Origin of the sequence: Streptomyces cucumeris, assembly GCF_024295805.1 — a bacterium.
Taxonomy (GTDB): Bacteria; Actinomycetota; Actinomycetes; order Streptomycetales; family Streptomycetaceae; genus Streptomyces; species Streptomyces cucumeris.
In genome coordinates, this window is record NZ_JANCLX010000008.1 from 225,387 (window position 1) to 249,600 (window position 24,214).

The window sequence follows — 24,214 nt, forward strand, 5'->3', positions numbered from 1 at the left end:
CACCGGCGCCCCGGGGGGCCCCCGGGGGGGGGGGGGGGGGGGGGGGGGCGCCCCCGGGGTGGGGGGGCCCCCCCTCGGCGTCTCAGTGGTGCTCGGTGGTGCTCAGTGGCCCTGTTCATCGCGGCGGCGCTGCCACCGCTCCTCGATACGGTTCATCATCGAACGACGCTGACGGCTCTGACGGCGGGGGGCCGCCGCGCCGGGGCGCCGTGCCTCACCAGGCTTGGGCGCCTTGCGCCAGCCCGTCACCGCGAGCACCGCACAGCCCAGCATGATCAGGAATCCCACCACGCTGATCCACGTCTTCGGGAGGATCACTCCGACCATCAGGAGCGCGATGCCCAGCAGAAAACCCGCGACCGCCAGGTAGACCCGTCGCCGGGTGTACGTGCGCAGGCCACTTCCCTCAAGCGCTGTCGCGAACTTGGGATCTTCGGCGTACAGCGCTCGCTCCATTTGCTCGAGCATGCGCTGCTCGTGCTCCGAGAGCGGCACGGAGTCCTCCTACTCGTCGGTCGCGGGGGGGGCGACCGGGTGCGACCCTTTCAGGATAGGCAGGGAATCGCCCCCGTGAAACCCGCCCCTCAGCGCCAATTCGCCCACCGTTCCATCCGTAGCGAAAGTTGACGCTGAGACGTCCATTCCCCTCCCGCCGATTCACCATGCCGGACGGTGTACCCCGATCATACGGGGCCGAGGGGCCAGTCGGGGGGCCTGTGGCCTACTCCACCTGGTCCGTCCTTCCGGCGGCCGTGCAGGTGGGAGGGTCAGTCACGCTCGGCGAGCACATGGAGCTGGGTCGCGACGGAGTGGAAGGCGGGCAGCTCGGCGGCGGCGGCCTCCAGCTGCAACAGCGCGTCCAGGGCCCCGGGCTCGGTGTCCACCAGCACTCCGGGCACCAGGTCGGCGAAGACCCGCACCCCGTGTACCGGGCCGACCTCCAGCCCGGCCCCCGCCACCAGCGCGGTGAGCTGGTCGGCGGTGAAGCGGCGCGGCATGGGGTCTCCGGTGCCCCAGCGGCCCTCAGGATCGGTCAGCGCCTGCTTGGCCTCGGTGAAGTGCCCGGCGAGCGCACGGGCCAGCACGGCGCCGCCCAGCCCCGCGGCCAGGACGCTCAGCGTCCCGGCCGGGCGCAGCGCGGCCACCGCGTTCCGCAGGCCCTCGGCGGGGTCGTCCACGTACTCCAGGACGCCGTGGCACAGCACCGCGTCATAGCCGCCGCGCTCGACCACGTCGAACAGTCCGTGGGCATCGCCCTGCACCCCGCGCACCCGCTCGGCGACCCCGGCCTCGGCGGCCCGCCGCTCCAGGGCGAACAGCGCGTTCGGGCTCGGGTCGACCACGGTGACGCGGTGGCCGAGGCGGGCGACCGGAACGGCGAAGTTCCCACTGCCGCCGCCGGTGTCCAGCACGTCCAGCACCCCGTCCCGGCCGGTGGCCTTGGCCCGCCGGTCCAGGGCCGCTTCCAGGACCTCCCACACCACGGCGGTACGGAGGGACGCTCGGGGGCGCTGCGGGTCTGACACGGCGGGTGGCTCCTCGGCGCGGTGCCGCCACCGCCCGGGGACGATGACGACGACTTACTGACGTCGGCCCCAGCCTATTGCCTCCGGGGGCCCTGACCGCCCACAGGCACCGGGCACATCTCACCCGCCGGACCGGAACCACTCCCCCCGTCCCGCCGCCGGGCGCTCACCGCTCCGGTGGCGCCTGCTGCGGGAGCACGGGCTGGAGCTGGAGCATCCGCTCGACCAGCCGCAGGAACACGGCCGCGTCACGCAGCAGGTCATCGGCGTCCCGCCGGGTGGCCGCGCCCTGTATGCCCGCCTCGGCACGGGCCCGGCGGTCGGCGCCGGAGGCGAACAGCGCGCACCATTCGGTCAGTTCGGGGGCGACCTCCGGCAGCACCTCCCAGGCGCTGCGGATACGGGCGCGGCGGCGGGCGGAGGGCTCGGGCCGCCCGTGCACCGCGAGCACGGCCGCGGCCGTGCGCAGGGCCGCCAGATGGGCGGTGGCGTACGCCTCGTTGGGGGTTTCGAGGCCGGCGGCCTCCTCCAGCCCCTGGTGGGCCTGGGCGAGCAGATCGAGGGCGGCCGGCGGGGCGGCCGCGCGGCGCAGCACGGGGTGGACGTCGGTCGCGGGGCCGGTCAACGAAGGGGCGGGGACGGCGGCATGGTGCCGGCGCGCCGCGGCGGTACTGGCCATGACGAACCTCCTGTCGTCGCGTGGCGGTCGGTCGTGTGGTAGAGCGACCGCCGTATGGGGCCATCGTGGGGCACACCACTGACAATCGGCCCTGACCTGCGCGGATGACCCCGGTGCGGCAACCGGGACGAGCTACCCCTATTCTTGCTTTTGAACTGACCGGTCAGTTCAATTTCTTCCGTACTCCAGCATGCGCAGGGGGGAGTGGTTCTTGTGGAGGGCACCCCGGACCAGGGGACCGGGGCGGCGGTGACGGCCGAGGGACTCGGCGTCAAGGGCTCGCGCGGCTGGGCGTTCCGCGAGGTCGCCCTGACCGCGGAGCCCGGAGCGCTGATCGCGGTCGAGGGGCCCTCCGGCTCCGGTCGCACCTGTCTGCTCCTCACCCTCACCGGACGGATGCGCCCCGCCGCGGGGCGGGGCAGCGTCGGTGGTTTCCGTGTGCCCCAACAGATGGCGCGCATACGCCGGATCAGCGCACTGGCCCATGTGCCCGGGGTGAGCGAGCTGGATCCGGTGCTCACCGTGGCCGAGCACCTGCGGGAACGCGCCCTGCTGCAGCGCCGGTTCGGTGACGCCGCGCGCGGGCTGCTGCGGCCCCGCCGCGAACGCGCCGCCGCCTCCCGGGCCGCGATCGACGCCGCCGTACGGGCCGCGGGGCTGGATCTGGAGACGCTGCCCAAGGGGCCGCGCACGGCCGTTCGGGACCTCGAACGGCTGGAGGGCCTGCGCCTCTCGGTGGCCCTCGCGCTGATCTCCCGGCCACGGCTGCTGGCCGTCGACGACACCGATCTGAAGCTCTCGGACACCGAACGGGACGAGGCGTGGGCCCTGCTGCGGGGCCTCGCGGCGAGCGGCACCACCGTGCTCGCGGTGTGCAGCCAGGCCCCGGAGGACGCCGTGGTGGTGTCGACCCGGCCGGTCGAGGCGGCCGACGAGGAGCGCGCGGAGACACCCGGGCTCGACAACAAGAACGAGGACACGGACAAGGACGAGGAGGGGGCGGCGGATGCGCTCGCCGAAACTGGCCGCGCTTGAGCTCAAGCGCTTCGGCAGGGGAAAGATGCCCCGGGCGGCGCTCGCCGCCCTGCTGCTGCTCCCCCTGCTCTACGGCGCGCTCTACCTGTGGTCCTTCTGGGACCCCTACGGCAAGCTGGACAAGATCCCGGTCGCCCTGGTCAACGCCGACGAGGGCGCCACCGTGAAGGGCAAGAGCCTGCACGCCGGTGACGACATCACCGGGAAGCTGCTCGACAGCGACACCTTCGACTGGCACACCACCAGTGCCGCCGACGCCCGCGACGGTGTGGCCGACGGCCGGTACTACCTCTCGCTGACCGTGCCCCCGGACTTCAGCGAGCGGATCGCGTCCAGTTCCGGGAAGTCCCCGGAGACCGGTGCCCTCCAGGTGCGCACCGACGACGCCAACAACTACATCGTCGGCCAGATCTCCCGCTCGGTCTTCACCGAGGTGCGCGCCGCGGCGTCCACCAAGGCGTCCCGCGGCTTCTACGACAAGATCTTCATCTCCTTCTCCGACATCCACGGCAAGACGGAGAAGGCCGCCAAGGGCGCCGACAAACTGGGCGACGGCATCTCCAAGGCCAGGAAGGGCGCGGGCGACCTCGCCAAGGGCCTCGGCAAGGCGAAGAAGGGCAGCAAGGACCTCCGATCCGGGCTCGGCAAGCTCAACAAGGGCGCGGACAGACTGGAGAAGGGCTCGGGCAAGGTCGCCGAGGGCACCCAGACCCTCTCCGACAAGGTCAATGACGTCTCGGTCAAGGTCGGTCCGTTCCTGAAGAAGAACGGCACGGAGATCGGCAGGGTCTCCCGGCTGGTCGCCAACGCCGCCAAGACCGCCTCCGACCAGCTCGACACCCTCCCGGAGACGACCTCCGGCGCGGCCACCAAGGCCCGCACGGCGGCCGACGACCTGGCGGCCGACTACCGGACCCGCTGCACGGGCGTGGTGACCCTCGACCCGGACTGTCCGGCGCTGAAGAAGTCGGTGGCCGCGGCGGACACCGCCGCCGATGTGGCCGAGCAGGTGGATGAGCTGGTCCAGGACAACACCGATCAGCTCGATCTCCTGGGCACCCGGCTGGACGATCTGCACACCAAGGCGACCTGGCTCGCCGACAACGCCCCGCACCTCGGCAAGGACCTCGACTCCGCCGTGCGGAAGATCAATGCGCTCAACTCCGGGGCGCACAAGGTCGCCAAGGGCGCCGGCACCCTCCACACCGGGCTGACCACCGCCAAGACCGGCGCGTCCGACCTCGACCGGGGCGTCGGCACCCTGCACACCGGCGCGAACACGCTCAACGGCGGGATGTTCCGGCTGGTCGACGGTTCCGGTGAGCTCTCCGGCGGACTGCACGACGGCGCCGCGAAGATCCCCGACTACGACAAGAACGACCGGGACCGGCGCACCGATGTGATGTCGGACCCGGTCCAGCTCGTCAACCAGGCGATGCACAAGGCACCCAACTACGGCACCGGTTTCGCCCCGTACTTCATCCCGCTCTCCCTCTGGGTGGGCGCGATGGTGGCCTACATGCTGATCCAGCCGCTCAACCGGCGCGCGCTCGCCGCGGGCGCCGCCTCCTGGCGGGTGGCGCTCGCGGGCTGGCTGCCGGTCGCCGCGATCGGAGTGCTCCAGACGGTGGCCCTGATGGCCGTACTGCACTGGGCGATCGGCCTCCAGATGGCGCGCGCGGCGGGCACCGTCGGCTTCCTGGTGCTGGTGACGGCGTGCTTCGTGGCGATCGTGCAGTGGCTCAACGCCCGTTTCGGACCGGCCGGGAGAATCCTGGTCCTGGCGCTGCTGATGCTCCAGCTCACCTCGGCGGGCGGCACCTATCCGGTGCAGACCAGCCCGCACTTCTTCAATGTCATCCACCCCTTCCTGCCGATGAGCTACGTCGTGGACGGGCTGCGCCGCCTGATCACCGGCGGTGGACTCGGCCCGGTCTGGCTGGCGTGCGCGGTGCTGATCGGCTACACCGTGGCCGCCCTCGCCCTCACCGCCTGGTCGGCGCGGAGCAAGCAGGTGTGGTCGGTCGACCGGCTGCATCCGGAGCTGACCCTGTGAGCCCCGGTCCGGTGGACGCGGCACCCGGCACCCGGCCCGTGCGCGGGGCCACGTACCCACCGGGCACAATCGGCGCCATGGACAGCAGCAACACACGCCGCCAGGCCACCCGGCAGAAGCTCTTCGAGGCAGCGGTCACCCTCATCGCGGAACAGGGCTTCTCCTCCACCACCGTGGACGAGATCGCCGAGCGGGCGGGGGTCGCCAAGGGCACGGTCTACTACAACTTCGCGAGCAAGACCGTCCTCTTCGAGGAGCTGCTGCGGCACGGTGTGGAGCTGCTGACCACCTCGCTCCAGAACGCCTCCGACGAGAACGCCGAACGCGGCGGCAGCCATGTGGACGGCCTGGACGCGATGATCCGGGCCGGGCTGCATTTCATCTCCCGCTATCCGGCCCTCACCCAGCTCTACGTGGCCGAGCTGTGGCGCACCAACCGCGCCTGGCAGTCCACCCTGATGATGGTCCGGCAGCGCGCCATAGCGGTGATCGAGGCCGAGCTGCGGGACGGTGTGGCCGCGGGCGAGCTGAGCGAGGACATCGACATCGCGCTGACCGCCTCGGCGCTGTTCGGCATGGTCCTGGTGGCCGCGCTGGACTGGCAGTCGTACCAGCCCGAACGGTCGCTGGACGATGTGCACGCGGCGCTCTCGCTGCTGCTCCAGGGCCGGGTGGGCGGCGGCGCCGTGGCCCCGGGCTGACGGCTCACCAGGGCAGGCGGACACAGCAGAAGGCGCTGTCCCGGCGCGGTTTCGACCCCCATCGGTCCCGCGCCGGAACAGCGCCTCCCCCCGTACCCCCGTAAGAGCCACCGTGGCAGCGGTGGCTCCCCCGTACGCCCCCGGTATGTCCGGGCCCCCGCCGTTCCGCCGCCCCGTGTCGGCGGTCCGGCGAGCGCCCTTCCGTGTGCTCCACTCTCCCGTCCGGAGGGGATCCGCCCCATCCGCGCGGCTACTCATCTCCCGGTCTGAGTACGCGTACTCAGACCCCCCGCGCTCCTCCCCACGGCCGTGCCCCCGACCACTGTCCACCGGTGTCCGCGGCGGCGGATAAAGTCGCGGTCATGGCACGGATTGCGGTGATCGGCGCGGGGATGGGCGCCATGGCGACGGCGGCCCGGCTGGCCGTCGCGGGCCACCGGGTGGTGGTGTACGAGCGCGGCGCGACCCACGGCGGCGGCGTCGGGCGCTTCGAGCGCGACGGCTTCTCCTTCGACACCGGCCCGGGGCTGCTGCACCTGCCCGCCGTCTACCGGGACCTGTTCGTGAAGACCGGCAAGGAGCCACTGGAGCGGAGCGTCGGGCTCGTCCAGGTGGATCCGGCCGTCCGCCACCTCTTCGCCGACGGCACCGCGCTGGTGCTGCCCAACGCCTCGCACGGCGGGGTGAGCCAGGCCATGGACGCCGCCTTCGGCGCGGGCGCGGGCGAGCGCTGGAGCGATCTGGTCAACCGGGCCCGTGAGGTCTGGGACGCCACCCGCAGACCGCTGCTGGAGGAGCCGCTGCGCGCCGACTGGCAGGTGCTGGGCCGCGATCCGTATCCGGCCGCCCCGGTGCGGCGCTGGTACGGCGCCCGGCGCCCGGCCACCCTCGCCGATGTTGCGCGGCGCGAGCTGAGGGACCCGCGGGCGGTCGCCCTGCTGGAGAGCCACGCCCTGGCCCACAGCCTGGACCCGCGCTCCGCCCCCGCCGCGGCCACCGTGCTGCCCTATCTGGAGCAGACCTTCGGCACCTGGTACGTACGCGGCGGGATGCGGGCGCTGGCCGACGCGCTGTACGAGCGCTGCCGTCAGCGGCGCGTGGAGTTCCGGTTCGGCGCCGAGGTCATCCGCGTCATCGAGGAGAACGGCCGCGCGGCCGGCCTGGAACTGGCCGACGGCACCGCCGTGGAGGCGGACGCGGTGGTCGCGGCCGTCGACCCGGCGCTGCTGCCCGGGATGCTCGGCGGACGGCGCCCCTGGGACGACGGCGACGTCTCCCCCGACCGCGGTCCCGGCAGCGCCGCCCCGGGCCGTCTCACGGTGCATCTGGCGCTGCGCGGGGCCCGCCCCGCGGGCACCCCGCACCGCACCGTGGTGCACGCCCCGGACCGGACCGCGGAGTTGGCCGGGGTCTTCGGTGACGGCCGCGCCATGCGCAAGCCCTGTCTGCGCCCCACCGTGACCGTGCTCCGCCCGGACGACCCCACGGTGTGCCCGGACGCGGACCACGAGGCGGTCACGCTCACCGCCGTGGTCGCCCCGCACGGCCCGGTGGACTGGGCCGACCGCGAGGCCGCCGAGGACGACGCGGACGGGCTGATGACGGCGGCCAAGATGGTGATCCCGGACCTCGCGGAACGGGTGCTGTGGCGGGAGGTCCGCACTCCGGCCGACACCGAGGCGGACACCGGCGCCCGTGGCGGCGCGGTGCCCGGCCCGGCCCTCGCGGGCGCCGGGGGACGTCTGCTGCGCCCGGCCAATGTCACCCGGCTGCCGGGGCTGTACCTGGCGGGCGGCTGGGCCCATCCGGGCGGGGGTCTGGCCCACACCGGAATGTCCGGCGCGCTGGTGGCCGGTCTGATCGTCGAGGGCGAGGACTTCCGCGGTTCGCAGTGACGGGCGCTCGGGCGCCTCGGGCGCTCAGTAGCGGTACTGCTCGTCGTAGCCCTGCTGGAAGCCCCCCTGCTGGTAGGGGTACGGCTGCTCGGCCGGGGGCTGGTTCTCGCCGTCGCGCTGCTGCGGGACCCAGGTGCCGCCCGGCTGCATCGCGTCGCCGCCGGGGGCGTACTGGCCCTGCGCCGGGTACCCGCCGCCCGCCGCCCAGTGGTCACCGGTGAGCGGATCGCCGCCCAACGGGTCGGTGCCGTACGGGTCCTGCCCGTAGGCGGCGTACGGATCGGCGTACGGCTGCTGGCCGTAGGGCTGCGCCTGTGCGTACGGATCGGCGTGCGGCTGCTGCTGGGGCTGGGCGCCGCCGTACGGATCGCCGTACGCCGCGTACGCCTCGTTGCCGTAGTCGTAGGCGCCCTGCTGACCTGGCTGGGCCTGCTGCTGGCCCATCTGACCCATCTGACCCGCGTCGGCGTACGCGCCCTGGCCGTAGGCGTGGCCCTGGCCGGTGTCCTGTGATCCGTAGCCGCCGTAGGTCTCGTAGGCGCTGTAGCCGTCACCGGCACCCGCGCCGTACGCCGCCGCCCCGGCGGGCTGGGAGGGCGCGAAGGGCGAGGCGTCGTCGTAGACGCCGTACTCACCGGTGTCGTCGGGCATCGGCTCGGGCCGGTAGGTGGGCGGGTCCATGGGGGCGACCGGGACGTCCTCCAGGTCCGAGACCTGGAGGATCGGCTCCGGCTCCGGTGGTCCGGCACGCTCCTCGTCCCGGCCCCGGCTCAGCCCCGGCAGTCCGCCGCGCAGTGCCCACCCGGCCGCGAAGCCGCGCCGGAACGAGAGCGTCACATAGGTCTGGCCGGTCGCGAAGGCGACCGCGCCGATCACGATCACCAGCACGGAGGGGACGAGCACCCCGGCCACCACGCCGAGGAAGCCGACGAACGCCAGCAGCCGCCAGCGCAGCCGCGCCTTGTACTGCAGCAGGACCTCGCCCAGCAGCCACAGCGCGACGATCCCGAACGCGATGTAGAGGACCGTCCAGCCCATGCCCGCCCCTCTCAGTGCGGCCGCCCGTCGGCTGCCGTTACGAGGACCGCTGATGCAGTCCCAGGTTCTCGTAGATTTCCAGCGTCGCCGTGGAGTGGTTCAGGGTAATGAAGTGCAGCCCGGGGATCTCCTCGGCCATCAACCGCGCGCACAGCTCGGTGGCGTAGTCGATCCCGATCGAGCGTACAGCGGCCGCGTCGTCCTTGACGGCCAGGATCCTCTCGGCGAGCTCGGGCGGGAAAGCCGCATTGCTGAGCTTGGCGAACCGCTCGATCTGCCGCACGTTCGTGACCGGCATGATTTCAGGGATGATGGGCGTCGTACAGCCCGCTGCGGCCACTCGGTCGCGCAGCCGCAGATAGTCCTCCGGGTAGAAGAACATCTGCGTGATGGCGAAGTCGGCGCCCGCCCGGCACTTGTCCACGAAGTGGCGGACATCGGTGTCCCAGTCCGCGGAGCGCGGGTGCATCTCGGGGAAGGCCGCGACGCCCACGCAGAAGTCGCCCGACTCCTTGATCAGCCGGACCAGCTCGATGGCGAAGTCCAGGCCCTCGGGGTGCCGGACCCACTCCCCCATCGGATCGCCCGGCGGGTCGCCGCGCAGCGCGAGCATGTTCCGGATCCCGGCGTCGGCGTACTGGCCGATGATGTTGCGCAGCTCTGCCCGGGAGTGGTTGACCGCGGTCAGATGGGCGACGGGGGTCAGGGTGGTGTCGGTCGCGATGCGCTCGGTGGCGCGCACCGTGCCCTCGCGGGAGGAGCCGCCGGCGCCGTACGTCACGGAGACGAAGGTCGGCGAGACGGCCTCCAGTCGGCGGATGGCGTTCCACAGCGTGTGCTCACCCTTCGCCGTCTTGGGGGCGAAGAACTCGAAGGAGTACGACTGCTCGCCCGACGCGAGCAGATCACGCACGGTCCGCGCGCGATCGGTCCTGGTGGAAGCGGTGCCTAGGGCCATATTGGGAAGGTTAGCCAGCGGGGTGGACCGCGCCCAGCCGAGCGGCCGATATTTACCTTTTGTCGGGGGCGCGTCCCGCAGTGCGGACACCCTTGCCGTGCGCCCTCACCTGCGTCGCAGTCGCGGAGCGGCCGTGCGGTCCATCCTGTGGGAACTATGCCGCCCGGATCCGCTTGGCCAGCCCCGCCGCCGCCTCGGCCGGGTCATCGGCGGCGGTGATCGCCCGGACCACCACGATCCGGCGCGCCCCCGCCTCCAGCACCTCGTCCAGGTTGAACGCGTCGATACCGCCGATGGCGAACCAGGGGCGGGCCGGGCGCAGCGCGGCCGTGTACCGCACCAGGGACAGCCCCGGGGCGGGTCGGCCGGGCTTGGTGGGGGTGGGCCAGCAGGGGCCGGTGCAGAAGTAGTCCACACCGGGCTGGGAGACCGCCGCGTCCACCTCCGCCTCGGCATGGGTGGAGCGGCCGATCAGCACGTCCCGGCCGAGGATCGCGCGGGCCGCCGGGACCGGGAGGTCGCCCTGGCCCAGGTGGAGGACATCGGCGCCGATGGCGTGGGCGACGTCCGCGCGGTCGTTGACCGCCAGCAGGGTGCCGTGGCGGCGGCACGCGTCGGCGAGGACGGCCAGGTGGTCCAGTTCCTCGGCCGCCTCCATGCCCTTGTCACGGAGCTGGACGATGTCCACCCCCGAGGAGAGCACGGCGTCCAGGAACTCCGGCAGGTCGCCCTGGCGCTTCCGGGCATCGGTGCACAGGTACAGCCGGGCGTCGGCCAGCCGCTCCCGGGCGGAGGCGGTGGTGGCGGAGGTGCCGGTGGACGGGCTGGTGGCGGCCATGGGTGTGGCGGTCCCCCCGGGGTCGGCGGCGTACGGGCGGGGTCCATGCCCCGCCCGTACGCCGAAGTGATGATGCGGAACGCGGTCAGACGGCCAGGGCCTGCGCCCGGCGCTTCACTTCCGTGCCGCGGTTCTCGGTCAGGGCCCGCGCCGGGGTGCCGGGCAGGGTCGGGTCGGGGGTGAAAAGCCACTCCAGCATCTCTTCATCGCTGAAGCCGTCGTCCTTCAGAAGCGTCAAGGTCCCCACGAGGCCCTTGACGACCTTGCCATCACCGATGAACTCCTCGGGCACCTGGAGGACCCGGTTCTCGCCGCGGCGCACCGCGATCAGCTGGCCTTCCTTGACCAGCTGCCGGACGCGGGTCACCTCGACACCGAGCTTTTCGGCGGCGTCGGGGAGCGTGAGCCAGGCGGGGACGAGAGCATCGATCTTTGCGTCAATCTCGGTCACGGGAACAAGCCTGCCATCTGCGACTGACAGTGGGTAGCCGGGTGTCCGCCGTGCGGGCCGCACCGCCCGTCCCGCACGGCCCCCGCCCCTCGTTGCGCCCCGCGGCGGCGGGACGCACGGGAACGGTCAGGAAACGGCGGACTTCAGCGGCACCGAGGGGTCCGTGGCCCGGGTCCGGTCCAGCCGGGCGCCGCGTTCGATCAGCTTGCGGCCCTGGGCCAGATCGCGCGGACGGCCGACGGCCAGCAGGGCGACCAGTGCCCCGTCCCGCAGCCAGCAGACCGCCCAGGACGCCCCGGCCGGATCGCCCCGCCACACCAGTTCGTCGGCCTCCTCGTGGTGGCCCGCGTACTGGATGAACCGCCCGAACTGCTCGGACCAGAAATAGGGCACCGGATCGTAGACCGCGACGCCGGTGTGGGCGGCGGTCCGGCTGCCCACCACGTTGGCGGCGACCGTACGCGGCCCCTGGAGTGCGTTGTCCCAGTGGTGCACCAGCAGCCGGGTGCCGTAGCGCGCGGAGGGGAAGGACGCGCAGTCGCCGACCGCGTAGACGTCCTCCACCGAGGTGCGCAGCCGTTCGTCGGCGGCGACGGACCGGTCGTCCGCCAGTTCCACGCCGGAGCCCGTGAGCCAGCCCGTGGCGGGCCGCGCCCCGATCCCCACCACCACCGCGCCCGCCCGCAGCCGGGTGCCGTCGCCGAGCAGCAGCCCGGTCTCGTCCACGCCGTCCACCCGCGCGCCGGTGACCAGGGTGGCGCCGTAGTCCGCGTACCAGTCGGCCATCGGTGCGGCCACCTCGGCCGGGAGGGCGCCCGCCAGCGGCCGGTCGGCGGCCTCGACGACGGTGACCGCGCAGCCCGCCTCCCGGGCGGCGGTGGCGAACTCCGCGCCGATCCAGCCCGCGCCCACCACCACGATCTCGTGCTGCCGGGCGAGCACCGGGCGCAGTCGCTCGGCGTCGTCCAGGGTGCGCAGCAGATGGACGCCGGGAACGCCCTCGCTGCCGGGCAGGGCCACCGGCTCGGCGCCGGTGGCGAGCACCACGACGTCGTAGGGCACCGGTCCGGACTCGGTCTCCAGCCGCTTCGCCCCGGCGTCCAGCGCGGAGACCGTCACCCCGAGCCGCAGGTCGATGCCGAGGGCCTGGAAGTCCACGTCGAACGCGGACCCTTCGGCCTTGCCCAGCAGCACGGCCTTGGACAGCGGGGGCCGGTCGTACGGCTGGTGCGGTTCGGCCCCCAGCAGCAGGATCTCCCCGGCCCAGCCCTCCTCGCGCAGCGCGACGGCGGTCTGCACTCCCGCCATGCCCGCGCCGACGATCACCACGCGCTGCCCGCTGCCCACCGTGGACGCCGTCCTCGTCGTCTCATCACTCACACGATCACTGTATGGCGGTACGCGGGGCGCACCGCAGAGCGCGGGGCGAGATCTCCCTTACAAGATCGGCGCGGGCATGGGCGGGTTGCCGCCGTGATTCCCGGCTCGTCCGGTTCGCCCTTCCGGGCCCTTCGGGGCTCGTACTAGGGTGGCGCCACAGAGCACTCGCGGGAGTTCGGACGCACCGGGCTGAGAGGGAGGCTGGGACGGCCTCCGACCGTACGAACCTGATCCGGGTCATGCCGGCGAAGGGAGGGGCAGTATGCCCATGCGCGCATCGGGCGGCGGGGGAACCTCGTACGACGCCCTGGTCATCGGGGGCGGCACCATCGGTCTGGTCACCGCCTGGCGGGCGGCCCAGCGGGGGCTGCGCACCGCGCTCGTGGACCCGGCACCGGGCGGCGGGGCGGCCATGGTGGCGGCCGGGATGCTGGGATCCGTCGGCGAGTTCCAGTACGGCGAGCATGCGCTGCTGGATCTCAACCTCGCCTCCGCGGCCCGCTATCCGCAGTTCGTGGCGGAGGTGGAGGAGGCGGGCGGCCAGGAGGTCGGCTACCGCGCCTGCGGCACGCTCATGGTGGCGCTCGACGCCGACGACCGCGCCCATCTGCGCGACCTCCACGAACGGCACCAGCGCCACGGGCTGCCCGTGGAGTGGCTCACCGGACGCGAATGCCGCCGCCTGGAACCGATGCTGGCCCCCGGCGTCCGCGGCGGGATGCGCATCGACGGCGACCACCAGGTGGATCCGCGGCGGCTGACGGCGGCGCTGCTGCGCGCCTGTGAACGGGCCGGGGTGGTCCTCCACCGCGTCCTGGCCGAGCGGCTGACGGTCGGCGGGGGCCGCGCCACGGGCGCCGAGCTGGCCGACGGCACCCGGCTGTCCGCCGGACAGACCGTCCTGGCCGCCGGGAGCCGGAGCGCGCGGCTGGCGGGCGTGCCCCCGGAGGTGCTGCCGCCGGTGCGCCCGGTCAAGGGCCAGGTGCTGCGGCTGACCGTGCCCGCCCCCTGCCGGCCGTTCCTGTCCCGGGTGGTGCGGGCGGTGGTGCGCGGCATGGACGTCTACCTCGTCCCGCGGCTCGACGGTGAGCTGGTGATCGGCGCCACCTCCGAGGAGTCCGGCTGGGACACCACGGTCACCGCGGGCGGGGTGTACGAGCTGCTGCGCGACGCCCATGAGTTGATCCCCGGCATCACCGAACTGCCGCTCGTGGAGAGCTGTGCCGGGCTGCGCCCCGGCTCCCCCGACAACGGCCCCTTCCTCGGGCCGACCGCGCTGCCGGGGCTCCAGCTCGCCACCGGCCACTTCCGCAACGGCGTCCTTCTCACCCCGGTCACGGGCGATGTCATGGCCGAGGCGCTGACCGGCGGAGAACTCCCGCCGGTGGCGCGCGCGTTCACCCCGCACCGGTTCGACGGCACCGCCCGGTCCCCGATCACCGCACCACAGGAGCAGCCCGCATGACCGTCTCCGTCAACGGGGAACCCCGCGAGATCACCGAGGGCACCACCCTCGACCTGCTGGTGGCCACCCTCACCCGGGCGCCCTCCGGCGTCGCCGCGGCCGTCAACGAGACGGTGGTGCCGCGCGGCCAGTGGCCGCTGACGGCGCTGGGCGAGGGCGACCGCGTCGAGGTCCTCACCGCGGTCCAGGGAGGCTGAGCCATGACCGCCACCACGAGGGACACCGCGGCCGCCGGGAACGGGGCCGCCGCGCCCGCCGCCGACCCGCTGACCATCGCCGGGACCGCGTTCGGCTCCCGGCTGATCATGGGCACCGGCGGGGCGCCCAGTCTGGAGATCCTGGAGCGCGCCCTGCTCGCCTCCGGGACCGAGCTGACGACCGTGGCCATGCGGCGTCTCGACCCCACGGTGCAGGGTTCGGTGCTCTCCGTACTGGACCGGCACGGCATCCGCCCGCTGCCCAACACCGCGGGCTGTTTCACCGCCGGTGAGGCCGTGCTGACCGCGCGGCTGGCCCGGGAGGCCCTGGGCACGGACTGGGTGAAGCTGGAGGTGGTGGCCGATGAGCGCACCCTCCTCCCCGACCCCGTGGAGCTGCTGGACGCCGCCGAGACCCTGGTGGACGACGGTTTCACGGTGCTGCCGTACACCAACGACGACCCGGTGCTCGCCCGGAAGCTGGAGGATGTGGGCTGCGCCGCGATCATGCCGCTGGGCTCGCCCATCGGCTCCGGCCTCGGCATCCGCAATCCGCACAACTTCGAGCTGATCGTCGAGCGGGCCACTGTGCCGGTGATCCTCGACGCGGGCGCGGGCACCGCCTCCGACGCCTCGCTCGCGATGGAGCTGGGCTGTGGAGCGGTGATGCTCGCCTCGGCCGTGACACGGGCCCGGGAGCCCGCCCTGATGGCGGCGGCGATGCGGCACGCGGTGGAGGCGGGACGGCTGGCCCGCCGCGCGGGCCGGATCCCGCGCCGCCACTTCGCGGAGGCATCGTCCCCGGCGGAAGGCAGGGCCGCACTGGACCCGGAGCGGCCCGCCTTCTAGCGAGCCGCACCGGGGTGTCCTGGTGCGGCCGGGGCTCTCCCCGGCCGCTTGTCGCGGCACGGGCACGGCGCCCCGCCTACCGTGGAAGCCGGAGGTGGTCGCCGTGACCGTGACCGTGGCCGACCGGATCGAGCGCGAGGTGTACGTGGCCGCGCCCGTCGACCGGGTGTGGCGGGTGCTGACGACGCCCGAGCACATCCGCGCCTGGTACGCCTTCGGGGGCTGTGAACTGGAGCTGCGCCCCGGCGGCATCCTCCGCTTCCGCTGGGACGAGCACGGCGAGTTCCACGGCCGGGTGGAGAAGGCGGTACCGGACGCCCTCTTCCGTTTCCGGCTGGCCCGGGAGCCGGACCGCCCCGGCACCGAGGCGGGCGACGCCACCCTGGTGGAGTTCCGGATCGCCCCGGAGGGCGAGGGCACCCGGCTCCGCCTGACGGAATCCGGGATCCGTGCCCTGGACGTGTCCGAGGAGGCCAGGGCGCGGCACGCCGAGTACGCCGCCCTGGCCTGGACCTCGGCCCTGGAGGAGCTGGCCGCCCTGGCCGCCGCGTCGCACAACTGACCCGCAGGTGTCACCGTTCGGCTTCAAACCGGGCCCCCACCCCAGGTGGGCGTAACGATCGCCCCCGGACGGTCCGTAAACTGCTCTCTCGTGGATACGACGCTCCAGGACCCCCTTGTCGGGCAGGTGCTCGACGGCCGCTACCGCGTGGAGGCCCGCATCGCCGTGGGCGGGATGGCGACGGTCTACCGCGCCGTCGACACCCGGCTCGACCGTGTCATCGCCCTGAAGGTGATGCACCAGAGCCTCGCCACCGACGCCGCCTTCGTCGAGCGCTTCATCCGCGAGGCGAAATCCGTCGCCAGACTCGCGCACTCCAACGTGGTCGGCGTGTACGACCAGGGCACCGACGGTGTGCACGTCTACCTGGCGATGGAGTACGTCGCGGGCTGCACGCTGCGCGACGTACTGCGCGAGCGCGGGGCCCTCCAGCCGCGCGCCGCGCTCGACATCCTTGAGCCGGTGCTCGCCGCGCTCGGCGCGGCCCACCGGGCCGGATTCGTCCACCGCGACATGAAGCCCGAGAACGTGCTGATCGGGGACGACGGCCGGGTCAAGGTCGCCGACTTCGGCCTGGTGCGGGCGGTGGACACCAACACCAGCGCCTCCACCGGCAGCGTCCTGGGCACCGTCTCCTATCTCGCCCCCGAGCAGATAGAGAACGGCACCGCCGATCCGCGGGCCGATGTCTACGCCTGTGGCGTGGTGCTCTACGAGATGCTGACCGGCTCCAAGCCGCACGGCGGCAGCACCCCGGCCCAGATCCTCTACCAGCACCTCAACGAGGACGTCCCGTCGCCGTCCGTGCTCGCCCCCGATGTGGCGCCCGAGCTGGACGCCCTGGTGGCCTCCGCCACCGCGCGCGACATCGCGCTGCGCCCCGCCGACGCCGTCGCACTGCTCGGCCAGGCCCGCTCGGCCCGTGCCGCGCTGACCAACGCCCAGCTCGACGCGGTGCCGCCGGAGGCCAGGGAAGCGGACGGGGACAGCGGTGCGGAGAACCGTACAACGGTGATCCCGCGGCCCGCCGGGGTGGCCGACCAGGACCAGCTCCACCGCACCAGCCGGTTGGACCTGCCGCAAGACCCGCCCGGACGGCGCGGACGCGGTGGTCGTGGCAACCGCGGCGGCCGTGGCGGCCGGGGCGGCGGGCGGATGCCGCGGCGCGGGATCGTGACGATCGTCGCCGCGGTGCTGCTGGCCCTCGGGATCGGCGCCGGTGTCTGGTACATCAACTCCGGTCAGTTCACCAAGGTCCCGCCGGTGCTGAAGATGAGCGAGTCGGCGGCCAAGAAGAAGCTGAGCGACGCCGGTCTCGATGTGAAGGTCGTCTCGGACTACAGCGATGTGGTCGACCGGAACCACGTCATCAGCACCAAGCCCGGCGTGGGTGCGCGGATCCGTGACACCGGCACCGTGACGATCACCGTCTCCGCGGGCCCGGAGCGGGCCGAGGTGCCCAATGTGGTCGGCACCCGTCTCTCCGAGGCGAAGAAGAAGATCGCCGACCAGGGGCTCTCGGTGGGCCGGATCACCAAGCGGTTCAGCGATGAGACGCCCCAGGGGTCCGTGCTGTCCACCAGTCCGCGTGAGGGCTCCGTACGCCGCCCGAACACCCCCGTGACGATCGTGGTCAGCAACGGGCCCGAGATCGAGATCCCGGACGTCGTCGGGGACACGGTCGGCGACGCCACCACCGCGCTGGAGGACGAGGGCTTCGAGGTGAAGCTCGCCAAGCAGCGGGTCTTCTCCGACGAGGACAAGGGCGCCGTCGCCCGGCAGAGCCCCGGGAGCGGGAAGACCGGCGCCAAGGGCGACACCGTGACCCTGGCGCTCTCCAAGGGCCAGCAGATGATCGAGGTGCCGGACGTCGAGGGCATGAGCATCGACGAGGCCACCACCGAGCTGGAGGACGCGGGCTTCGAGGTCGACGTCGACAAGCCGCTGTTCGCCGGGGACACGATCAAGGACCAGTCGGTGGACGGCGGGGACAAGGCCCCCAAGGGCAGCACCATCACCATCGAGGTGGAGGGCGTCTTCTAGACGCCCCCGCCGACAGCATCCACGGCGCCCGGGACCCCGGCGGTCCCGGGCGTCCGTCATGCCTGGGACCCTTGGAACCGTGAGTACGCACCGCACCCGCAACCCCGTCGGCGGCCATATCCGCGTCGCGGGCGGACTGGCCACCGTCGGTCTCGCCCACGCCCGGGACATCGGCGCGGAGACCGTCCAGGTCTTCGTCGCCAATCCGCGCGGCTGGGCCACCCCGACCGGCACCCCCGCCCAGGACGAGGCGTTCCGCTCCGGCTGCGCCGAGCAGTCGATACCGGCCTGGGTCCATGCCCCGTACCTGATCAACTTCGGCTCGCACACCGAGGCCACCGCCGAGCGCTCGGTGGACTCCCTGCGCCATTCGCTGCGCCGCGGCCGGGAGATCGGGGCCCGGGGCGTCGTGGTCCACACCGGTTCTGCCACCGGCGGACGGGAGCGCGGCACGGCGCTCGCCCAGGTGCGGGAGCGGATGCTGCCTCTGCTGGACGAGCTGACGCACGACGACGACCCCTGGCTGCTGCTGGAGCCCACCGCCGGACAGGGCACCTCGCTGTGCGCGCTGGTGGAGGACCTCGGACCGTATTTCGAGGCGCTGGACCGGCATCCGCGGCTGGGCGTCTGCCTGGACACCTGCCATGTGTTCGCCGCGGGCCATGACCTCGCCGCCGCGGGCGGGATGAAGCAGACCCTGGACGAGCTGGTGGCGGTCACCGGGCCTGGGCGGCTGAAGCTGATCCACGCCAATGACTCCAAGGACGTGGCCGGCGCCCACAAGGACCGGCACGCCAACATCGGCGCCGGGCACATCGGCGCGGAGCCGTTCCGCGAGCTGTTCGGCCATCCGGCGACGGAGGGGGTGCCGCTGGTGATCGAGACCCCCGGCGGTACGGAGGGGCACGCGGCGGACGTGGCGCGGCTGAAGGAGCTCCGGGACGGCGGGCCGGTGTGAGCGTGGCGCGGGCGAGGGTGAGCCTTCCCCGGGAATACCCCCCGGGGGTATAGCGTTCTCCGAGGCGACGGACCACCACCGGTCACGCGCTCCCCAGGAGGACTCCGATGGAACACCACGGCGCACCCGCCATGACGGGCTGGCCCACCGCCGTACGGGCCACCCTGCACTGCCTCACCGGCTGCGCCATCGGCGAGATCCTCGGTATGGCCATCGGCACCGCCCTCGCCTGGCACGACGCCCCGACCATGGCGCTGGCGATCGTGCTGGCGTTCACCTTCGGCTACGCGTTCACCGTCTGGGGCGTACTGCGGTCCGGACTGGGCCCGCGCGCGGCGGTCCGGGTGGCGCTGGCCGCCGACACCGTCTCCATCGCGGTGATGGAACTGGCCGACAACGGCACGATCCTGCTCTTCCCCGGCGCGATGGAGGCGACTCTGTCGGACGCGCTGTTCTGGCTCAGCCTTGCCCTGTCGTTCGTGGTCGCGTTCCTGGTGACCACACCGGTGAACAAGTGGATGATCGCGCGCGGCAGGGGACACGCCGTGGTGCACCGGCACCACTGAGCATCCCGCCGGGACCTCAGAGCTCGGGCCCGTCCCCCAGTTCCTCCTGGTAGGAGTAGCGCTGCTCCTTCCAGGGGTCGCCGAGGTTGTGGTACCCCCGCTCCTCCCAGAAGCCCCGGCGGTCGGCCCTCATGTATTCCACGCCCCGGACCCATTTGGGCCCTTTCCACGCGTAGAGATGGGGAACGACCAGACGCGCCGGAAATCCATGCTCGGCCGTCAGCAGTTCGCCGTCCTTGTGCGTGGCGAAAATCGATGTCGAGGCGGTGAAGTCCGACAACCGCATATTCGAGCTGAAGCCGTATTCCGCCCACACCATCACATGGGTGACATCCGGCGCGGGCGGCGCCAGATCCACGATCGCCGCCGTGGAGACCCCGCCCCATTCGGCGCCCAGCATGCTGAATTTGGTGACGCAGTGGAGGTCGGCCACGACCGTCGAGTACGGCAGCGCCGAGAACTCCTCATGCGTCCAGCAGTGCTTCTCGCCGTCCGCCGTCGCACCGAAGACCCGGAACTCCCAGCGCTCCGGCCTGAACTTCGGCACCGGCCCGTAGTGCGTAACCGGCCAACCGCGTTGCAGTCGCTGACCCGGAGGCAGCTGCGCGAGCTCCCCCTCGCGGCTTTCCGACTGACCCATGGACTCCATGGTCTCAGACCGCCGGGGGTGGTCGTGACCAGGGGATCATCCGCGGGGGCAACTCGCACTAAGCGTGCACTTACTGGACGCCCCACCAGCGACGATGCGACGATGCGCGCACCTGGCATTCCCCGTACTGATGGGAAGGAGCCCCTTCGATGCAGGGCGACCCCGAGGTCCTTGAGTTCCTGAACGAGCAGCTGACCGGTGAGCTGACCGCGATCAATCAGTACTTCCTGCACTCGAAGATGCAGGACAACTTTGGCTGGACCCGGCTTGCCAAATACACCCGGTCCGAGTCGTTCGACGAGATGAAGCACGCCGAGATCATCACGGACCGGATCCTGCTCCTCGACGGTCTCCCCAATTACCAGCGGATGTTCCACGTCCGGGTGGGCCAGACCGTCACCGAGATGTTCCAGGCCGACCGTCAGGTGGAGGTCGAGGCCATCGACCGGCTCAAGCGGGGCATCGAGCTGATGCGCAGCAAGGGTGACATCACCTCGGCCAACATCTTCGAGGACATCCTCGCCGACGAGGAAGAGCACATCGACTATCTCGACACCCAGCTCGGGCTGATCGAGAAGCTCGGTGAGGCGCTCTACATCGCCCAGCAGATCGAGCAGCCGGGCGACTGATCCACCCGGGCTCAGGCGGCCTCGGCCGCGGGCAGCTCGACCACGGACACCTCAGCGGTCGCCGGGGTCAGCACCACCGGATCGAGGCTCTCCCGCCGCGGGCAGGAACCGCGCCCCAGCAATGCCTGGATCTTGCGGACACAGGAGCCACAGTCGGTGCCCGCCTTGCAGGCGCCGGCGATCTGGCGTGGTGTGCAAGCACCCGTATCCGCGTGCTCGCGCACCTGCTTCTCGGTGATACCGAAGCATGAGCAGACGTACACGCGAACTCTCCAGCGTTGACCAGCATGATCAGTGAGGTAACCCTTACCTTACCTTCCATGGCCGGACCTCACAACGCCGAGGGGCACGGATCCATGTGATCCGTGCCCCACTCACGTTCTCAGCGATCTTGCGGTGCCCCAGGACTCACTGGTCCCGGTACATCTCCGCCACCAGGAACGCCAGGTCAAGCGACTGGCTGCGGTTCAGCCGCGGGTCACAGGCCGTCTCGTAGCGCTGGTGCAGATCGTCGACGAAGATCTCGTCACCGCCGCCCACGCACTCCGTGACGTCGTCCCCGGTCAGCTCCACGTGGATACCGCCCGGGTGGGTGCCCAGCTCCTTGTGGACCTCGAAGAAGCCCTTGACCTCGTCCAGCACATCGTCGAAGCGCCGGGTCTTGTGCCCGGAGGCCGCCTCGAAGGTGTTGCCGTGCATCGGGTCGCAGACCCACACGACCTGCGCCCCGGACGCGGTCACCTTCTCCACCAGGTTCGGGAGCTTGTCGCGGACCTTGTCCGCGCCCATCCGCGTGATGAAGGTCAGCCGGCCCGGCTCACGGTCCGGGTCGATCCGGTCGATCAGCGTCAGCGCCTCTTCCGGCGTGGTCGTCGGGCCCAGCTTCACGCCCACCGGGTTACGGATCTTGGACGCGAACTCGATATGCGCCCCGTCGAGCTGCCGGGTGCGCTCACCGATCCACACCATGTGCCCGGACACGTCGTACAGGTCACCGGTCCGCGAGTCGGTACGCGTCAGCGCCGACTCGTAGTCCAGGACCAGCGCCTCGTGCGAGGCGAAGAACTCCACCGTCTTGAACTCCTCCGGGTCCACCCCGCAGGCGTTCATGAAGTTCAGCGCCCGGTCGATCTCGCGCGCCAGCGCCTCGTAGCGCTGACCCGACGGCGACGACTTCACGAAGTCCTGGTTCCAGGCGTGCACCTGGCGCAGGTCCGCGTAGCCACCGGTGGTGAAGGCGCGCACCAGGTTCAGCGTCGAGGCCGACGCCTGGTACATGCGCTTGAGGCGCTGCGGGTCGGGGATCCGCGCCGCCTCGGTGAACTCGAAGCCGTTGACCGAGTCACCCCGGTAGGTGGGCAGGGTCACCCCGTCCCGGGTCTCGGTCGGCTTCGAGCGCGGCTTGCTGTACTGCCCGGCGATCCGGCCGACCTTCACCACCGGGACGGACCCGGCGTAGGTCAGCACGGCGCCCATCTGCAGGAGCGTCTTCAGCTTGTTGCGGATCTGGTCGGCGCCCACGGCGTCGAACGCCTCGGCGCAGTCCCCGCCCTGGAGGAGGAACGCCTCACCCCGCGCCACGGCCCCCAGGCGGTGCCGCAGCGCGTCGCACTCGCCCGCGAAGACGAGCGGCGGATAGGACTCAAGCTCAGCGATCACATCGCGCAGAGCCGCTTGGTCCGGCCAGTCAGGCTGCTGCGCCGCGGGAAGAGACTGCCAGGTGTTGCCACCGGCGTGGGTTTCAGCGTTCACGGTCACGCGGCCAAGGTTACGGGGTCGCTGCGGTGGTCCATTCCGGCGCCCACTGGGTGAGACGCGTTCCGTCACGCCTTGAGTTCGAACCAGACCGTCTTCCCGGGCCGGGCCGGGGACCGGTCGATGCCCCACGCGTCCGTGATCAGGTCCACCAGGTCCAGCCCCCGCCCGCTCTCCTCCCACGGCCCGGCCGTCCGCCTCGCCGGTAACGGCGGCCAGTTGTCCCCCACCTCGACCCGCAGCCGCCCCTCCTCGGCGATCAGCAGCACGGTGCACGAGCGGTCCGGCACGTGCCGGATCACATTGGCGAGGAGCTCACTGACAGCGAGCTCGGCCACCTCCGCGATGTGAGGCATCTCCCACATGAGGGCATACGTGCGGACGATCCGGCGGATGTGCCGGACGGCGTGCGGGGACATGGCGGCCAGGGTGAGGTGGTACTGCGGCGGGGGGTACGCGATGTCTTTGTTCACGCCACAAGGGTGGATCCGGTCGATTACGCTCGGCTACGCCGTGAACACAACGGGCAGGTAGTTGGGGGCCGTCATGCCGAACATCCGAAAGCTGGACCCGACCACGTCACCGATGCACCACCTCGGTGCGGAGCTGCGCCGGTACCGGGAGGCGGCGGGCCTCACGCAGGATCAGCTCGGCGGCAAGGTGTTCTGCACGGGGTCGCTGATCGGTCAGTACGAGACCGCCAAGAAGATCCCTACCAGCCGCTTCACCATGCAGTTGGACGACGTGCTGAACACGGACGGCTCGCTGCTGCGGCTGCTGAAGATGGCCCTGTGCTTCGGCGTGCCCCTCGAATTCAAGGATCACAGTGAGCTGGAGGCCGAAGCCACCCAGAAGTTCGTCTTCGAGATGACCGTGGTGAACGGCCTGCTCCAGACCCCGGACTACGCTCGGGCGGTGCTCGGCGTGCTCCACAAGGACGAGCTTGAATCCCGGCTGGAGCAGCGACTGTCACGCCAGCACATCCTTCACAGGGAGCGCCCGCCGCTACTGTGGGCCGTGTTTGGCGAAGGGGCGCTGTGCCAAGGAATCGGCGGCCGGGACGTCATGCGAGCCCAACTGGCGCACCTGTTGGGTTTCCGCGACCACCCACGAGTACACATCCAGATCCTGCCGTTCACGGCAGGAGCACATGCCGGCTTTCAAGGCGCCTTCTCGTTACTGCGCTTCAAGAACAGCCCTGATCTCGCATACGACGAGACGTACAGAGCGGGACATATGTCCGCCGATCCGGAGTACGTCGCGGATCTCAGCCTTCGTTACGCTCATCTCCAGGCTGCCGCCATGTCCGTACAGGACTCGGCAGATCTGATCGCGCACGTGATGGAGGAACGTTATGGAACGCAGTCCTGAGTGGCGCAAGTCGAGCTACAGCGGGGATATCGGCAACAGCGAATGCGTAGAGGTCGCCGAGACCTCCAACCACCAGGTGGCCGTGCGGGATTCAAAGAATCCGCACGGGCCCACCCTGCTGGTCTCCGCCACCGCCTTCGCAGACTTCGTCTCCGCGGCGGCGGCCCGCGCGCTCTGACTAGCCGGCCAACTTCTCCATGCACAGCGTGTACTGCGCGCGGCCCTTCCGCGTGACCTGGTACGTGCTCAGGCCCGCCTCGCACTCGTGGTCCAGCGGCCACTGCTCCTTGACCTTGTAGTCGGCCGCCGCACCCCCGCAGTCGACCTTCTTCAGGTCGGGGTCGCTCTCGGTGCCCTTGTTCTGCACGCAGTCGCCCTCGTCGATGGTCTGCGCGGCCACCTTCTTCTGCTGCTCCGGGCCGGTGGTGTTGCCGCGGCTGTTGTAGTACCAGACACCCGCGACGATCAGGGCCAGCGGGATCGCGATGATGCGGATCTTGGTCTGACGGCTGAGTGTGGACATGGCGAGATCCCCCGTTGCGATGGCGAGTTCCGCACATCAATTCGATGCGCGGCCATGAAAGTTAGCCCGCCCCGCCGACTCCGCAAAACG

The 24,214-nt window shown here is 71.7% G+C and carries 27 protein-coding genes and 1 riboswitch; of the genes, 14 read left to right on the forward strand and 13 right to left on the reverse strand.

What is annotated here, in order from left to right; all coding sequences use genetic code 11:
• Positions 1–102 precede the first annotated feature (102 nt).
• From NMK44_RS15155 to NMK44_RS15165, 3 genes are all read right to left on the reverse strand, one after another.
• Positions 103–495 carry an SCO2097 family morphological protein gene (locus tag NMK44_RS15155; protein ID WP_254743136.1) on the reverse strand — a complete coding sequence of 131 codons (393 nt, stop codon included), beginning with the start codon at positions 493–495 and terminating at the stop codon, positions 103–105.
• Positions 496–767: 272 nt separating this feature from the next.
• Complete coding sequence (locus tag NMK44_RS15160; protein WP_254743139.1) at positions 768–1,526, reverse strand: methyltransferase; 759 nt, start codon at positions 1,524–1,526, stop codon at positions 768–770.
• Between the two features lie 166 nt (positions 1,527–1,692).
• Positions 1,693–2,205, reverse strand: coding sequence for an SAV_6107 family HEPN domain-containing protein (locus NMK44_RS15165; RefSeq protein WP_254743142.1), 513 nt, complete (start codon positions 2,203–2,205; stop codon positions 1,693–1,695).
• A 213-nt stretch (positions 2,206–2,418) separates the two neighbouring features.
• Between NMK44_RS15165 and NMK44_RS15170 the strand changes: the two genes are divergently transcribed.
• The 4 genes from NMK44_RS15170 to NMK44_RS15185 all read left to right on the forward strand — a co-directional run bounded on the left by NMK44_RS15170 (position 2,419) and on the right by NMK44_RS15185 (position 7,892).
• Positions 2,419–3,240: an ATP-binding cassette domain-containing protein gene (locus tag NMK44_RS15170; RefSeq protein WP_374215274.1), complete on the forward strand. Its 822-nt coding sequence runs from the start codon at positions 2,419–2,421 to the stop codon at positions 3,238–3,240.
• A complete protein-coding gene (locus NMK44_RS15175; protein WP_254743146.1) occupies positions 3,212–5,296 on the forward strand; it encodes a YhgE/Pip family protein in 2,085 nt (694 codons plus the stop codon). The genes NMK44_RS15170 and NMK44_RS15175 overlap by 29 nt, the downstream gene beginning before the upstream one ends.
• Before the next feature lie 77 nt (positions 5,297–5,373).
• Positions 5,374–5,997 carry a TetR/AcrR family transcriptional regulator gene (locus tag NMK44_RS15180; RefSeq protein WP_254743148.1) on the forward strand — a complete coding sequence of 208 codons (624 nt, stop codon included), beginning with the start codon at positions 5,374–5,376 and terminating at the stop codon, positions 5,995–5,997.
• 362 nt (positions 5,998–6,359) lie between these two features.
• Positions 6,360–7,892 carry a phytoene desaturase family protein gene (locus NMK44_RS15185; RefSeq protein WP_254743151.1) on the forward strand — a complete coding sequence of 511 codons (1,533 nt, stop codon included), beginning with the start codon at positions 6,360–6,362 and terminating at the stop codon, positions 7,890–7,892.
• 24 nt (positions 7,893–7,916) lie between these two features.
• Here the strand turns inward: NMK44_RS15185 and NMK44_RS15190 are convergent, their stop codons facing one another.
• The 5 genes from NMK44_RS15190 to NMK44_RS15210 all read right to left on the reverse strand — a co-directional run bounded on the left by NMK44_RS15190 (position 7,917) and on the right by NMK44_RS15210 (position 12,485).
• Positions 7,917–8,930: a hypothetical protein gene (locus NMK44_RS15190; RefSeq protein ID WP_254743154.1), complete on the reverse strand. Its 1,014-nt coding sequence runs from the start codon at positions 8,928–8,930 to the stop codon at positions 7,917–7,919.
• 37 nt (positions 8,931–8,967) lie between these two features.
• Positions 8,968–9,888, reverse strand: coding sequence for a methylenetetrahydrofolate reductase [NAD(P)H] (gene metF / locus NMK44_RS15195; protein WP_254743157.1), 921 nt, complete (start codon positions 9,886–9,888; stop codon positions 8,968–8,970).
• 154 nt (positions 9,889–10,042) lie between these two features.
• The gene (gene thiE / locus NMK44_RS15200) at positions 10,043–10,726 is read right to left on the reverse strand and encodes a thiamine phosphate synthase (RefSeq protein WP_254743160.1); all 684 of its coding nucleotides are present in this window, start codon (positions 10,724–10,726) and stop codon (positions 10,043–10,045) included.
• Between the two features lie 85 nt (positions 10,727–10,811).
• Positions 10,812–11,177, reverse strand: coding sequence for an Rv2175c family DNA-binding protein (locus NMK44_RS15205; protein ID WP_254743163.1), 366 nt, complete (start codon positions 11,175–11,177; stop codon positions 10,812–10,814).
• Between the two features lie 126 nt (positions 11,178–11,303).
• Positions 11,304–12,485 carry an NAD(P)/FAD-dependent oxidoreductase gene (locus tag NMK44_RS15210; RefSeq protein WP_254743396.1) on the reverse strand — a complete coding sequence of 394 codons (1,182 nt, stop codon included), beginning with the start codon at positions 12,483–12,485 and terminating at the stop codon, positions 11,304–11,306.
• A gap of 229 nt (positions 12,486–12,714) precedes the next feature.
• A riboswitch (TPP riboswitch) is annotated at positions 12,715–12,828 on the forward strand.
• On the opposite strand from NMK44_RS15210, the gene thiO reads away from it, so the two are divergent.
• The 7 genes from thiO to NMK44_RS15245 all read left to right on the forward strand — a co-directional run bounded on the left by thiO (position 12,826) and on the right by NMK44_RS15245 (position 19,197).
• Positions 12,826–14,022, forward strand: a complete 1,197-nt coding sequence (gene thiO, locus NMK44_RS15215) for a glycine oxidase ThiO (protein WP_374215278.1) — start codon at positions 12,826–12,828, stop codon at positions 14,020–14,022. It overlaps the preceding riboswitch by 3 nt.
• Positions 14,019–14,219, forward strand: a complete 201-nt coding sequence (gene thiS / locus NMK44_RS15220) for a sulfur carrier protein ThiS (RefSeq protein ID WP_254743168.1) — start codon at positions 14,019–14,021, stop codon at positions 14,217–14,219. The genes thiO and thiS overlap by 4 nt, the downstream gene beginning before the upstream one ends.
• A gap of 3 nt (positions 14,220–14,222) precedes the next feature.
• Positions 14,223–15,068 carry a thiazole synthase gene (locus NMK44_RS15225; RefSeq protein ID WP_302888216.1) on the forward strand — a complete coding sequence of 282 codons (846 nt, stop codon included), beginning with the start codon at positions 14,223–14,225 and terminating at the stop codon, positions 15,066–15,068.
• Positions 15,069–15,171: 103 nt separating this feature from the next.
• Complete coding sequence (locus NMK44_RS15230) at positions 15,172–15,630, forward strand: SRPBCC domain-containing protein (protein WP_254743171.1); 459 nt, start codon at positions 15,172–15,174, stop codon at positions 15,628–15,630.
• A 90-nt stretch (positions 15,631–15,720) separates the two neighbouring features.
• The gene (pknB, locus tag NMK44_RS15235) at positions 15,721–17,673 is read left to right on the forward strand and encodes a Stk1 family PASTA domain-containing Ser/Thr kinase (protein WP_254743174.1); all 1,953 of its coding nucleotides are present in this window, start codon (positions 15,721–15,723) and stop codon (positions 17,671–17,673) included.
• A 58-nt stretch (positions 17,674–17,731) separates the two neighbouring features.
• A complete protein-coding gene (locus tag NMK44_RS15240) occupies positions 17,732–18,631 on the forward strand; it encodes a deoxyribonuclease IV (protein WP_374215275.1) in 900 nt (299 codons plus the stop codon).
• Between the two features lie 107 nt (positions 18,632–18,738).
• Complete coding sequence (locus NMK44_RS15245) at positions 18,739–19,197, forward strand: DUF4396 domain-containing protein (protein WP_254743180.1); 459 nt, start codon at positions 18,739–18,741, stop codon at positions 19,195–19,197.
• Positions 19,198–19,213: 16 nt separating this feature from the next.
• On the opposite strand, the gene NMK44_RS15250 is transcribed toward NMK44_RS15245, so the two are convergent.
• A complete protein-coding gene (locus NMK44_RS15250; RefSeq protein ID WP_254743183.1) occupies positions 19,214–19,846 on the reverse strand; it encodes a sulfite oxidase-like oxidoreductase in 633 nt (210 codons plus the stop codon).
• Between the two features lie 149 nt (positions 19,847–19,995).
• On the opposite strand from NMK44_RS15250, the gene bfr reads away from it, so the two are divergent.
• Positions 19,996–20,475 (forward strand): bacterioferritin, encoded by a 480-nt coding sequence (gene bfr / locus NMK44_RS15255; RefSeq protein WP_254743185.1) that lies wholly within the window; start codon positions 19,996–19,998, stop codon positions 20,473–20,475.
• A gap of 11 nt (positions 20,476–20,486) precedes the next feature.
• Here bfr and NMK44_RS15260 read toward each other — a convergent pair whose 3' ends face one another.
• From NMK44_RS15260 to NMK44_RS15270, 3 genes are all read right to left on the reverse strand, one after another.
• Positions 20,487–20,738 carry a (2Fe-2S)-binding protein gene (locus NMK44_RS15260; RefSeq protein ID WP_254743187.1) on the reverse strand — a complete coding sequence of 84 codons (252 nt, stop codon included), beginning with the start codon at positions 20,736–20,738 and terminating at the stop codon, positions 20,487–20,489.
• A 145-nt stretch (positions 20,739–20,883) separates the two neighbouring features.
• On the reverse strand, positions 20,884–22,233 hold the full coding sequence (locus NMK44_RS15265; RefSeq protein ID WP_254743190.1) for a class II 3-deoxy-7-phosphoheptulonate synthase: 1,350 nt from the start codon (positions 22,231–22,233) through the stop codon (positions 20,884–20,886).
• Positions 22,234–22,298: 65 nt separating this feature from the next.
• Positions 22,299–22,703 (reverse strand): ATP-binding protein, encoded by a 405-nt coding sequence (locus NMK44_RS15270; RefSeq protein WP_254743193.1) that lies wholly within the window; start codon positions 22,701–22,703, stop codon positions 22,299–22,301.
• A 73-nt stretch (positions 22,704–22,776) separates the two neighbouring features.
• Here NMK44_RS15270 and NMK44_RS15275 point away from each other — a divergent pair, with 73 nt between their 5' ends.
• Both NMK44_RS15275 and NMK44_RS15280 read left to right on the forward strand, forming a co-directional pair.
• Entirely contained in the window at positions 22,777–23,601 is an 825-nt protein-coding gene (locus NMK44_RS15275) for a helix-turn-helix domain-containing protein (RefSeq protein WP_254743196.1), read from the forward strand.
• The gene (locus NMK44_RS15280) at positions 23,585–23,779 is read left to right on the forward strand and encodes a DUF397 domain-containing protein (protein ID WP_254743199.1); all 195 of its coding nucleotides are present in this window, start codon (positions 23,585–23,587) and stop codon (positions 23,777–23,779) included. The genes NMK44_RS15275 and NMK44_RS15280 overlap by 17 nt, the downstream gene beginning before the upstream one ends.
• On the opposite strand, the gene NMK44_RS15285 is transcribed toward NMK44_RS15280, so the two are convergent.
• Positions 23,780–24,124, reverse strand: coding sequence for an LppU/SCO3897 family protein (locus tag NMK44_RS15285; protein WP_254743202.1), 345 nt, complete (start codon positions 24,122–24,124; stop codon positions 23,780–23,782). It lies immediately after the preceding gene.
• Positions 24,125–24,214: the final 90 nt, after the last annotated feature.

Bases quoted from the DNA above. Each gene is read 5' to 3' on its own strand.
- NMK44_RS15165 (WP_254743142.1), bottom strand. From the start codon at position 2,205: ATGGCCAGTACCGCCGCGGCGCGCCGGCACCATGCCGCCGTCCCCGCC.
- thiO (WP_374215278.1), top strand. From the start codon at position 12,826: ATGCGCGCATCGGGCGGCGGGGGAACCTCGTACGACGCCCTGGTCATC.
- NMK44_RS15210 (WP_254743396.1), bottom strand. From the start codon at position 12,485: ATGGCGGGAGTGCAGACCGCCGTCGCGCTGCGCGAGGAGGGCTGGGCC.
- NMK44_RS15175 (WP_254743146.1), top strand. From the start codon at position 3,212: ATGCGCTCGCCGAAACTGGCCGCGCTTGAGCTCAAGCGCTTCGGCAGG.
- thiE (WP_254743160.1), bottom strand. From the start codon at position 10,726: ATGGCCGCCACCAGCCCGTCCACCGGCACCTCCGCCACCACCGCCTCC.
- NMK44_RS15275 (WP_254743196.1), top strand. From the start codon at position 22,777: ATGCCGAACATCCGAAAGCTGGACCCGACCACGTCACCGATGCACCAC.
- NMK44_RS15190 (WP_254743154.1), bottom strand. From the start codon at position 8,930: ATGGGCTGGACGGTCCTCTACATCGCGTTCGGGATCGTCGCGCTGTGG.
- NMK44_RS15250 (WP_254743183.1), bottom strand. From the start codon at position 19,846: ATGGAGTCCATGGGTCAGTCGGAAAGCCGCGAGGGGGAGCTCGCGCAG.
- NMK44_RS15280 (WP_254743199.1), top strand. From the start codon at position 23,585: ATGGAACGCAGTCCTGAGTGGCGCAAGTCGAGCTACAGCGGGGATATC.
- NMK44_RS15185 (WP_254743151.1), top strand. From the start codon at position 6,360: ATGGCACGGATTGCGGTGATCGGCGCGGGGATGGGCGCCATGGCGACG.
- NMK44_RS15245 (WP_254743180.1), top strand. From the start codon at position 18,739: ATGGAACACCACGGCGCACCCGCCATGACGGGCTGGCCCACCGCCGTA.
- thiS (WP_254743168.1), top strand. From the start codon at position 14,019: ATGACCGTCTCCGTCAACGGGGAACCCCGCGAGATCACCGAGGGCACC.
- NMK44_RS15285 (WP_254743202.1), bottom strand. From the start codon at position 24,124: ATGTCCACACTCAGCCGTCAGACCAAGATCCGCATCATCGCGATCCCG.
- NMK44_RS15180 (WP_254743148.1), top strand. From the start codon at position 5,374: ATGGACAGCAGCAACACACGCCGCCAGGCCACCCGGCAGAAGCTCTTC.
- bfr (WP_254743185.1), top strand. From the start codon at position 19,996: ATGCAGGGCGACCCCGAGGTCCTTGAGTTCCTGAACGAGCAGCTGACC.
- NMK44_RS15225 (WP_302888216.1), top strand. From the start codon at position 14,223: ATGACCGCCACCACGAGGGACACCGCGGCCGCCGGGAACGGGGCCGCC.
- NMK44_RS15240 (WP_374215275.1), top strand. From the start codon at position 17,732: ATGCCTGGGACCCTTGGAACCGTGAGTACGCACCGCACCCGCAACCCC.
- metF (WP_254743157.1), bottom strand. From the start codon at position 9,888: ATGGCCCTAGGCACCGCTTCCACCAGGACCGATCGCGCGCGGACCGTG.